The sequence below is a fragment of the Suttonella ornithocola genome, assembly GCF_001889065.1.
Taxonomy (GTDB): Bacteria; Pseudomonadota; Gammaproteobacteria; order Cardiobacteriales; family Cardiobacteriaceae; genus Suttonella_A; species Suttonella_A ornithocola.
In genome coordinates this window covers 1-11990 of sequence record NZ_LWHB01000047.1, presented here as the reverse complement: position 1 = coordinate 11990, position 11990 = coordinate 1, and the positions used below count along the sequence as shown (strand labels likewise).

Here is an 11990-nt window from a genome sequence, read left to right as displayed (position 1 = left end):
CWATCATCTTGATTAGCTTTTGGATGCCTTAGTGTTTTTTTATAGCTAATACCAAGTTTCTTCAATGCTTTGTGAATAGCTGTCTGTGAGCAATGAAAACGCTGGGCATGCTCATGTTGATAAGCATCTGGATAGTACTCTACACTAGCCATTAGGGTTTTGAAGTCTATTTTGTAAGAATAAGAAGTTCTTGTTCTTTTAGTAGGCTAAAGGCAATCACGCATTTTCCACTTCTGAGCAGGAGTGAAATAGATACCAAAGTTATTGGCTACCTGACGAACCGAATAGCCTTCTGCTAGTTTTGCGATTACTTTTTTCCTGAGTTCTAATGAATAGGGACGCATATGAGTAAAGATGTGTAAATCTATAGGGTATGTTATATCTAGTTTTTTAGCTATCCCATTAAGTTGCATAGTGATTATTCTAAAATTCCTTTTCATTTCATAGGGGCTTAGAAAGGTTGCTGCTTAAATAGCAAATCTAATTCATTTAATTTTTTCATTTTTTCAGCGAATTTTTGCTCGAATCCTCTATCATTTGGTTGATAAAATTTGATATTTTTCATTTCATTAGGTAGGTAAGTTTGCCCTGCACTATAGGCATAGAGTTCGTCATGTGCATATCGGTAACCTTGTCCATGGTTTTCTTGCTGATGTAATTGTGTAGGGGCATTGCGCAGGTGAGGCGGGACTGGATAAGCTGGGTTTTCTTTTACATAGGCAAATGCTGCTTTCATGGCCTTATAAGCGGCGTTGCTTTTCGGCGCGAGCGCTAAGTAGGTAATGCATTGTGCCATAGAAAGGTAGCCTTCCGGCGCGCCTAAGCGTTCAAAGGTTTGATAGGTATTTAGCGCAAGATTTAAGGCGTTTGGGTCAGCATTTCCAATATCTTCACTAGCAACACACAACATTCTTCTACAAATAATCAGTGGGTCTGCCCCACCTTCAACCATTCGTGCAAACCAATAAAGCGCGCCATCAGGATGACTACCTCTCAATGATTTATGAAAAGCTGATAGGAGTTCGTAAAACCAATCACCCTGTTTATCAAGCGCTTTAGGTTGTTCTGCTAGTGCTTGATTTAAAGCGTCTTCAGCGGATATATTTTGGGACTGTAGAAGTATCCATTCTTCTAACCATGCGATGGCTTTTCGGGCATCTCCAGCCGCTTGATAAGCAATAATTGAGAGACCTTTATTTTCCTTTAAGTCTTCTCTTTTCAAAATTGTTAAGGCTTTTTGAAGGGTTTGTAAAAGTGCTGCTTCATTAAGCGGTTTGAAATGCAAAACTTTAAGTCTTGAAAGCAATGCATTATTTAAATTAAAAGCGGGATTTTCGGTTGTTGCGCCAATGAGAATAATGGTTCCATCTTCTACATAGGGTAAAAAAGCATCTTGTTGAGCTTTATTAAAGCGATGAATTTCGTCAATAAATAGCAATGTTTGCCGACCAACTGAACGTTGTGTCTGTGCTTGTGCAACTGCTTCTCTAACTTCTTTAACACCACAAAAAACAGCTGATAGTTTGATAAATTCGGCATTAAAAGCTTTAGCAAGCAAAAGTGCGAGAGTCGTTTTGCCACAACCTGGCGGTCCCCACAACAGCATTGAAAAAGGTCTTTTTTGAGCTATGGCTATTGAGAGAATACTACCTTTACCAATTATATGCTTTTGTCCAAAATAGTCTTCCAATGTTTTGGGGCGAAGCTTTTCTGCAAGCGGAATGTCAATTTGTTGAGAAAACAAAGAATGTTGAGCCACTGCTAAATATTCCTTATAAGGACAAGCGTTTGCCCTCATAAATATTTTTAATATTAGAGCTGGTTATCCACCAACAATATCTACACCTTTTGGTGGGGTAAATTCAAATTGTTTTGCTGGAATACCCACATTACGTTTGAGGTTGGTAAATCCAATAACGGTTTGTTGTCCACCTCCACCGTCAACACTGATGACTTCTAATTGTCCATTTTTCATAATCACCCAAATACTATCATAGCCTTCTTGCGATTTTTTAGGCGTTAAATGGTATACATCCGCATTTTGAGCAACTTTATGCAGTATAGTCGGTGCTTGTTTTGGCGATACGGCAACAACATTGAAAACATCTGTTAATTTGCTTTCGCCGGTTAGAATACGAATAGCAATATCTCCAACCAATTCGTCTTTTTTGCGCACAGAAATTTGCTCTAAATCTAAATCATACTGCCAAACTTTTTTACCATTGCTAATAATTTTCTGACGGTCTGGTGTTTGATAATCCCAATAAAACTTACCCGGCTTGCTTAACCACATTTTACCCGTGCTTTTTTCTTGCCCGCGAGAAGAATACACCGCTTGAACAAAATCACCTTGAAGGTCTTTAGTTTGTTGAAAGTATTTCTCTAAAGTTGCAGCCGACGCAGTATTTAATATTTTTGTATTTTCTGATGAAACTGTCGTTTGTGTATCTGCTTGCGTTGCTGTTGCTTTAGGATGAATATTGAATAGCTGTGCTTGTGCAGATAAAGCCACACTTAAAGTCGCAAAAAGGGTTAGAGATTTAATCTTCATAAAATATTCCTCTTAATAAAATTATAGGTATCCCGCCATATTTTTTCAGAACATGAGATAAACAAGTCATCATAGTTTTTTAATAGTTATCGTCATCATTGCCACGCAAGACTTTTCGTTGCCCACGCTCTGCCGGAGAAACCAATCCAGCCGCCTCCATCGCTTCAATAATGCGTGCTGAACGATTATAGCCAATCTGTAAACGACGCTGTAAATAAGAAATAGATGCTTTTCCGGTTTCGATGACGATTTGGCATGCCTCATCATAAAGCGGATCTTGCTCAGGGTCATCTGATTTTTCCATAGCGCCCAAAGCCCCCATTGCAGAAGCAGGAACGGGATTGGTTATGCTGTCTTCATATTGTGGTTCAGCTTGTGTTTTTATATAGCTGGTTAAAGCATCTACTTCTCCGTCTTCAATAAAAGCACCGTGAACCCGTCTAGGTGCGGAACTACCCGGTGGGACGAACAACCCGTCTCCGTGTCCCAGTAATGCTTCCGCGCCTTGCTGGTCAATAATGGTTCGAGAATCTATTTTAGAAGACACTTGAAAAGCTAAGCGCGTGGGAACATTCGCTTTAATTAGCCCTGTAATGACATCTACAGAAGGACGCTGTGTTGCCAAAATCAAATGAATCCCAGCTGCACGTGCCTTTTGAGCAATTCGCGCAATCAATTCTTCTACTTTTTTTCCAACCGCCATCATCATATCGGCCAATTCATCAATAACGATAACGATATAAGGCAAAGGCGTAATTTGTGGTGGCTGGTGGGCCAATCCGATATGATCTTCTGCCCGCCAAAGCGGATCATCAATTCGTTCACCACGCGCCTGCATTTCACGAATTGTCTGGTTAAAGTTTGCAATATTACGCACTTTAAACGCTGCCATTAACTGATAACGGCGCTCCATCTCAGCCACCGCCCAACGCAAAGCATTTTCTGCGTCATTCATATCCGTAACCACTGGTGTAAGCAAATGAGGGATATCTTCATACATACTCATTTCTAACATCTTCGGGTCAACCAAAATTAGCTTTAACTCATCTGGCTTTGCCTTAAATAACATACTAGCTAACATCACGTTAATAGCCACAGATTTACCTGAACCCGTTGTCCCTGCCACTAATAAATGTGGCATCTTAGCTAAGTTAGTTACTACTGGTTGCCCAGAAATATCTGAACCTAAAACCAAAGTGAGCGGTGATTTTTGCTCTTGATAGGCTTTAGATTCTAAAACATCTCGCAAATGAACAATTTCTCTTTTTTTATTAGGGATTTCTAGGCCAATATAAGGTTTACCAGGAATAACATCTACAACTCTTACCCTCTGCACCGATAAAGAACGTGCCAAATCCTTATCTAAACTTGAAATTTGACTCACTTTTATTCCCGGAGCAAGCTCTAACTCTAGTCGCGTAACTACAGGTCCAACCGCAATATCAACAACACGCACATCTAGTCGATAATTACTTAGTGCAGACTCTACGAGTGGCGCCAAAATTTCAAATTGACTATCTTTGTCAGGCAACTGACTGGGGGGGCTAACTTTTAATAGAGAAAGGGAGGGAAGATGATAAGTATCTAGTTGAGTAGAACGATAAAAAACATTCTCTTTGATAGACGATGAATTATTCAATCGTACTTTTAAATGTTCTGCTTCAGTTTCTTGGGAAACTATTTCTGAATGATTATCTGCGTACTCATCATCGTCTTGAATAGCCGTTAGATAAGCATCTTCATCATTAGTCGCGTGGATAGACGAAAAATCAGAGGCACTTGAAGAAATTTCTTGTTCGCCAAAAGCATCATAATCATCAAAAAGATTTTCTACAGATTCAGAAGATTTTGCAGATGGAGTAGATGTATTATAATTTTCTAACCTTGCAGCAAGCGTAGAGGGCTTATCAGATTGTATAAAAAGAGAAGGTTCTTGCTTAAATTCTTGCCAATTTATTGCTGACGGCTCAAATTCTTGTTCTACGGGTTTTGTAGAAGTAACAAAATTAAACTCATTAGCCAAAGTTTGCTCTTGAGACTCTGCAAATTCTGATAAAACAGGTTCCTGACGCTTCAAAACATTTGGCTCATTCTCTGACTGAGAAATCGGCTTGCCCTTTAATCGATTTAATAAAGCATGACGCTTATCATCTGGATCATCAGCTTGAACGACATACTCTTCTTCCTCAATAGCAATTTCTTGTGGTCTGCTGCTAAAACGGCTTAATAACGTAAGAATGGGATACCCTATTTTTTCCAACAAACCAAACCATCGAACTTCTAATAATAGCGTTATACCTACTACAAATAATAAAGTATAAAGTCCCATAATCATGGGAATTGTCCAAATTTTTAGCAGTTCTGCACTAAACTTTTGCCCTAATAATCCGCCGCCTGTTATAGATAAAGAATTGATTCGAATATTACAGTGAAACGTTAAAATACCACATAGTGCCAATAAACTAACTATTAATCCCACACTTTTCCACACCATTAACTCAGTATCTAAATATTCTCGCCGAGCACTTTGCCAACCAATCGCAAGTAATCCTACTGGAATTAAATAAGCCCCATAACCAAACAAAGAAAATAAAGTATCTGCTGCATATGCGCCAGAAATACCAAGCCAATGTTGAACACCTATATTCTCTCCAGAAGTACTCCAACCCGGATCGGTTGCATGATATCCAAACAGCACAATTAGTAATAAAACAGCAGCTGCTATTGATAAAATAAACCACAAATCTGTCAATCCTCGACGAACAACAGATAACCAGTTTTGAGAAGAATATGTCTGCATAAAAAATTCAGCGTAGAAAAAAAGCAAAGAATTGTCTATTGTAACAGCTTTAAGCTAAACTTTTTGAGCACAAATGAGGATTGATTCAACCACTATTTAGAATCTTCTATTTTTCTTAGCGCTGCAATTTTTCTTTCAGCACGTCTTTTATAATGAATAACCAATGTCCAGCGCCAAGAAAATAACACAACAAAATATCCAATAGTTGCAACAACAAGCCCAACAGCAACAGAACCACTAAATAGTGGCATTAAAATACGTCCGCCTAATTGCATAAAACCGTGTAACTCAAAGTCTACCTTATCAGGAACACCGCCACCAAATAGCCAGACGCCAATACGATAATTAAAATAAAACAAAGGCCCCATGGTCAGAGGATTAGAGTAAAGCGTAGAAATCGCAGCAACTGCCACATTTACTCGAGCCAAAATAGCAACAGCAACCGCACAAGGAATCTGAATAGGAATAGGCAGACTACCAAAAAACAATCCTGAAGCAACACCGCCGGCAATAGTTCTTCGATTTACCTGCCATATCCGTGAATGCTCCATTCGACAAAGTAATGGGCGTAAAAACCTATTATCTTTCAATCTATCTGGTGATGGCAAAATCCGCTTAAAAAAATACTTCATATTACTTTATTATTTAATAGAAACAGCTGTACGATAAAATCGTACGCATCATACCCTATCTTTACAAGACTCTGTCATAACATGACATTTTTTAATGAAAGCTTTATAGCTTATTAGCTTTCACAAGCTCATAAGATATAACGAATCCTTGTTACATCGATTCTCATCTTTTCTAATAAATAATGAAAATTTCTTACGATTGACATATATCAAAGCTGCTTTCTACAGCTTTTTTTACAATCATCGTACCCATTTGGGACAAGTCACATGCAATGAGGTACGATTTATGAAAAGCTATAAACCCCTTTGGTGGTTTCTAACCATTATTATGGTGATTATGTTTACCCTTCTTGGTTATTACGGCAAAGAAGTCTATAACGCAGCCCCCCCTATTCCGGAAGCTTATATTAGCGAAAATGGCGATACGCTATTTACCAAACAAGACATATTCGATGGTCAAAGTGCTTGGCAATCTATCGGCGGTATGGATGTTGGTACAGTATGGGGACATGGCGCTTATCAAGCACCTGATTGGACGGCTGATTGGCTACATCGTGAGCTGATGAACTGGCTTAATCTTGAGGCAGAAAAAACTTATCATCAAGCTTGGGATAAATTATCACTAGAGCAGCAAGAAATTTTAAAATATCAAGCAAAACAAGCCTACCGTAAAAATACATTTAACCCTGCCACTGGTAAAGTTACTTATAGTGCGCAACGTATTGAGGCTATTCGTCAAACTGCACAATACTACGACAAGCTGTTTGGTAACGATCCTGGATACAATAAAACGCGCGAACATTTTGCAATGAAAAATAATACGCTTCCTGATGCAAAAGATCGTGCAAATTTAGCAACATTCTTTCAATGGTCTGCATGGGCAGCCTCTACTAACCGCCCAAATCAATCTGTCACTTATACCAATAATTGGCCACACGAACCAATTATTGATAATGTACCAACACCAGAAAATATCATGTGGTCGATCGCATCAGTTGTATTATTGTTATTCGGCGTAGGCATTGTTATTTGGCTCTGGGCATTTTATGCAAAACATGACTCAGAAATTCCTGAAGTTCCTGAAAAAGACCCTCTAAGCTTAGTAAGCCTAACACCTTCTCAAAAGGCTCTATGGAAATATCTACTCGTAGTTGTTGCCTTATTCAGTTTACAAGTACTACTAGGAGGCTTCACCGCACACTATACGGTAGAAGGAGATTTCTACGGTATTCCAGTATCAAATGTCTTCCCTTATAGCTTAACGCGAACTTGGCATATTCAATCTGCAATTTTCTGGATTGCGACTGCTTTTTTAGCAGCAGGACTATTCCTTGTTCCGATCGTTAATGGGGGAAAAGATCCAAAATATCAGAAATTAGGCGTTGATATTCTTTTCTATGCCTTAGTTGCTGTTGTTGGTCTTTCCTTTTTAGGACAATTTTTAGCCATTCATGGTTGGATGCCTCGCTCAATCAACTTCTGGTTTGGACATCAAGGTTATGAATTTGTTGAAATTGGTCGTTTCTGGCAAATCTTGCTATATATTGGATTGATTTTTTGGTTACTTTTAATGCTACGCGGCATTTGGACGGCACTTAAAGCACCAGGGGATAAATCGCTTCTTTGGTTACTAACCTTATCTGTTATCGCTATTGGACTATTCTATGGGTCAGGATTTGCCTATGGAGAGCATACCAATCTATCCATTATGGAATATTGGCGTTGGTGGATTGTACATTTATGGGCTGAAGGCTTCTTTGAAGTATTTGCAACCGTTGCCATTGCCTTTATTTTTTACAATCTTGGATTAGTCGGCATTCGTAGCGCTACCGTTGCTAGTATTCTATCAGCCATCTTGTTTATGCTTGGGGGTATTCCGGGAACCTTCCACCATCTCTATTTCTCAGGAACCACCACCCCTATTCTTGCGGTTGGCGCAATGTTTTCCGCTTTAGAAGTTGTTCCATTAGTTATTTTAGGTTATGAGGCGCATGAGAACTGGAGCGGTATTAGCAGAGCACCTTGGATGAAAAAATTACGTTGGCTTATTTTATGTTTTGTAGCGGTTGCTTTTTGGAATATGTTGGGCGCGGGTGTATTTGGTTTTCTTATCAATACGCCAATTGCACTTTTCTATATTCAAGGTCTAAATACAACAGCGAACCATGGACATGCAGCTTTATTTGGCGTATACGGCTTTTTATCTATAGGATTTGTTCTATTAGTCCTCCGTTATATTCGTCCAACCATGCAATTTTCAGATAAGCTCATGAAAACTGCCTTTTGGTGCTTAAATATCGGACTCGCCTTAATGCTCTTTACTAGTCTTTTACCTATCGGCATTATCCAAGCACACGCTTCAATTAGCGAAGGACTTTGGTGGGCGCGTGGCGAAACCTTTATGCAAACGCCAATTCTACAAACCTTACGCTGGGTACGAACAATAGGCGATATTGTCTTTATCATTGGCGCATTTGCCTTTGGTTGGCAAGTAGTTAAAGGTGTATTACCTTTAATGAAAAGACTTCCCGGAGAAACCTCTAAATAAAACTTATTAGTAAAGCTAAGCTTTCAATACTAAAAAGCCCACTGAAAAGTGGGCTTTCTTTATCGAAATAGAAAATATCAATTAATCGTTTAAAAAGCTTTTCAATAATTCTGAACGATTAGGATGACGCAGTTTCCGTAGAGCTTTCGCCTCAATTTGACGAATTCGCTCACGTGTTACATCAAATTGACGACCAACTTCTTCTAGCGTGTGATCCGTATTCATATCAATACCAAACCGCATCCGCAATACTCTTTCTTCTCTCGGCGTTAATGATGCCAATACCTCATTGGTTGCCTCTGAGAGACCGCGAGTGGTTGCCGCCTCTAATGGGGACATCACATTACCATCTTCAATGAAATCTCCTAGATGTGAATCTTCATCATCCCCAATTGGCGTTTCCATGGAAATTGGCTCTTTCGCAATTTTCAGCACCTTACGAATTTTATCCTCCGGCATATCCATGGCAATAGCGAGTTCTTCTGGGGTAGGATCACGACCATTCTTCTGCACTAGGGTACGAGAAATTCGATTTAATTTGTTGATTGTTTCAATCATATGTACTGGAATACGAATCGTGCGCGCTTGGTCAGCAATAGAGCGCGTAATTGCCTGACGAATCCACCAAGTTGCATATGTTGAAAACTTAAATCCACGGCGATATTCAAACTTATCAACCGCTTTCATTAAACCAATATTTCCTTCTTGAATTAAATCTAAGAACTGTAAGCCTCTATTTGTATATTTTTTTGCAATAGAGATAACTAATCGTAGGTTTGCTTCAACCATTTCTTCTTTCGCACGTTTTGCTTGTGCCTTACCAATGGTCATTTGGCGATAAATCTCTTTAATCTGAGCAACTGTCATTCCATAAGCTTGCTCTACATCAAGGAACTTAGACTGTTCTGCCTGGACTTCTTCAATCATTCCCTTTAAGCGTTCCGCATATTTACGCTTTTGCTTACTTTGTCCTACAACCCACTCAAGATCGGTTTCATTACCCGGAAAATCATTAACAAAGCTCTTACGTGGCATTCCAGCTTTATCAATCACCAACTGCATTAAGCGACGCTCAATATTGCGAATTTCCCCTATTGGAATTTCCAGCTGCTTTTCCATAAGGTCAATTGTTCGCTGAGGAAAAGAAAAAGAAACAATATATTCTTTAACTTTATCATGCAGCGTCTGATTTTTCTTAGAAGATAAGGCTTGACCTTTATTTAAAGCCGTTTGTAATTTTTTAAAGACATCTGCTAACTCTAATAGCTTTTCTCGCGCTTCCTCAAGACTACTCGCAGAATCTACCGGAGCAGCGCTATCTTCATCATCATCTGCATCAATATCATCAATAATATTGTCTTCTTCATCTTCGGGCGTTTCCTCTACTTCTGGTTCTGCATAAAGATCGCCATAGCCATTAACCAAGTCTCCTAGGCGACTTTCTCCGCTTTCTGTTAAAGCAAATTCTTCCAATAAAGCCGCTATCGCAGGTGGAAACTCTGCTAAAGTTTGCTGAACGAGATTTAACCCACTCTCGATCCGCTTTGCAATAGCAATCTCTCCTTCTCGTGTTAGAAGATCAACTGCCCCCATTTCGCGCATATACATACGAACGGGATCTGTTGTTCGCCCAATCTCATTATCCGTTAATAAAACATTACCAGTAATTTCTTCATCTTCATCATCAACACTATCACTATCTGGCGGTGTTTCTACTACGTCGATACCCATTTCTACTAATAAAGAAATGATTTCTTCGAATTTATCCCCTTCTAGGACATTTTCTGGTAATGTTTCATTTATTTCTTCATAAGTGAGAAATCCCTGATCACGCCCGCGATCAATCAGTTCTTTGACTTCTTCGTGAAAATCATCTTCATCTTGCGTGCGCTCAAAATCGCTCATAGCTGCTCCCAAATAAGATATTGAATGGCATAAGGCATCATTAATGCGGCCTTTCCCCTAATTTTTCAAGTCGTTCACGCAAATTTGCAGATTGAGCCTGCAAACGCGCAATCGTTCCTAAGAACTCCTGTTTTAGCTCCACTTCCGATAAAACAGACAGCAATCTCCTTGATTGCTCAATTTCTTTTTCTATTCCCTTTTCTAGTAGTTTTTGATTTAGCAAATCACTTGTTGCACCTGCTCTAGCGAGATAAAGCAATTCTATAAAAAATGGATATTTTTCCTGAAGCATTGGAATAGCATCGCTTATCTCCGAGCATAAGCTCCACTGAGGATACTTTTCTAAAATGGCAGTCATTCTCCATTCTGCCCGCGCCAATGCTACCGACTGCTTATTCTCTGAAATATATTTTTGCGAGTACGCTTGCTCATTTTGTGTTTTAGACGGTTCTGCTTCAATAATTAAAGACGCGGATAATAAATTTTGTAACTCTTGTTGTAATAGTTCTCGATAACTACCTTCTGGCAAATAAGCCAACCATTCTTCTGCTTGATGAACCACCTTAGCGCGTTGCTCAACCGACCACTGCTCTCGATTTTGAATAGCTAATATTCGCTGAATAAATTGTGAAGGCGTTAAACTAGCATCTAAATATTGATGAAAAGACTCTCGCCCTTCTTTTGTTAACAAAGAATCTGGATCTTCGCCTTCAGGCATGAACACAAATCGCCATTCATGCGAATCATCATGTTGTGCAAATATTGCTTGTAGTGCCTTTTTCGCAGCATCTTGACCGGCAGTATCGCCATCAAAACAAAAATAAGCTTTTTTCGTCCGTTTCTTTAGCTGCTGAATATGCGTTTCACCAATAGCCGTTCCTAAAGCTGCGACAGACTGAGGGAAGCCATATTGCGTAAGTTTTACCACATCCATATAGCCCTCTGTCACGATTAAGGACTTTGGTTTTGACTGTAATGCTTGATCTAATCCATAAAGTTCATAACGCTTATTAAACCAATCAGATTCAGCAGAATTGAGATATTTTGGCTGCACATCTCCTAGCGCTCTAGCACCAAAAGCAATCACTTGCCCTCGAATATTTCGGATTGGAAACATTAAGCGGTCACGAAACCAATCAAATTGACGACCATCCTTTTCGCCAATCAATCCAACTGCTTTCATTAACTCAATAGAAAACTTATCGCCTAACGCTTTTATCAATGTCTGTTCTGCAGGTGCATACCCTAAAAGGAATTGGTCAACAATGGTCTTTTTTACTTTTCGCTGTCGTAAATAATTCCGCGCCTTTTCCCCAATTGGCAAATAAAATTGTTCATGAAAGAAATTAGCAGCGGCTTCTAAACAAGCTAAGCCTTCTTCTACTCTCGCTTTTGTCTGTGCATTATCGTGAGCATCAAACGACTCTTCGTAAATGACTTCTACACCATTAAATGCTGCTAGCGCTTCGACGGCTTCAGGAAAAGTCAAATGATCATAATTCATCAAAAAACGTAAAGCATCGCCACTCTCATGACAACCAAAGCAATAATAAA

Annotated in this window: 7 protein-coding genes and 1 pseudogene; 1 reads left to right on the top strand and 7 read right to left on the bottom strand. The window is 39.3% G+C overall.

Features of this window, described 5'->3' with window-relative positions:
* The 5 genes and pseudogenes from A5N85_RS17550 to A5N85_RS03840 form a co-directional block, all read right to left on the bottom strand.
* Nucleotides 1–173 (bottom strand): annotated as a pseudogene (locus A5N85_RS17550) (IS630 transposase-related protein); the annotation flags it as partial.
* Between the two features lie 278 nt (nt 174–451).
* Complete coding sequence (locus A5N85_RS03855; RefSeq protein WP_172460814.1) at nt 452–1798, bottom strand: replication-associated recombination protein A; 1347 nt, start codon at nt 1796–1798, stop codon at nt 452–454.
* Nucleotides 1799–1822: 24 nt separating this feature from the next.
* Nucleotides 1823–2551: an outer membrane lipoprotein periplasmic chaperone LolA gene (gene lolA, locus A5N85_RS03850; RefSeq protein WP_072576055.1), complete on the bottom strand. Its 729-nt coding sequence runs from the start codon at nt 2549–2551 to the stop codon at nt 1823–1825.
* A 79-nt stretch (nt 2552–2630) separates the two neighbouring features.
* On the bottom strand, nt 2631–5351 hold the full coding sequence (locus tag A5N85_RS16905; protein WP_072576054.1) for a DNA translocase FtsK: 2721 nt from the start codon (nt 5349–5351) through the stop codon (nt 2631–2633).
* Nucleotides 5352–5443: 92 nt separating this feature from the next.
* On the bottom strand, nt 5444–5941 hold the full coding sequence (locus A5N85_RS03840; RefSeq protein ID WP_172460815.1) for a DUF2062 domain-containing protein: 498 nt from the start codon (nt 5939–5941) through the stop codon (nt 5444–5446).
* 328 nt (nt 5942–6269) lie between these two features.
* Here A5N85_RS03840 and A5N85_RS03835 point away from each other — a divergent pair, with 328 nt between their 5' ends.
* Nucleotides 6270–8531, top strand: coding sequence for a nitric-oxide reductase large subunit (locus tag A5N85_RS03835; RefSeq protein ID WP_072576052.1), 2262 nt, complete (start codon nt 6270–6272; stop codon nt 8529–8531).
* 81 nt (nt 8532–8612) lie between these two features.
* Here A5N85_RS03835 and rpoD read toward each other — a convergent pair whose 3' ends face one another.
* Nucleotides 8613–10436 (bottom strand): RNA polymerase sigma factor RpoD, encoded by a 1824-nt coding sequence (gene rpoD / locus A5N85_RS03830; RefSeq protein WP_072576051.1) that lies wholly within the window; start codon nt 10434–10436, stop codon nt 8613–8615.
* Between the two features lie 40 nt (nt 10437–10476).
* The coding region (gene dnaG / locus A5N85_RS03825; protein ID WP_072576050.1) for a DNA primase at nt 10477–11990 on the bottom strand (1514 nt) is incomplete at its 5' end.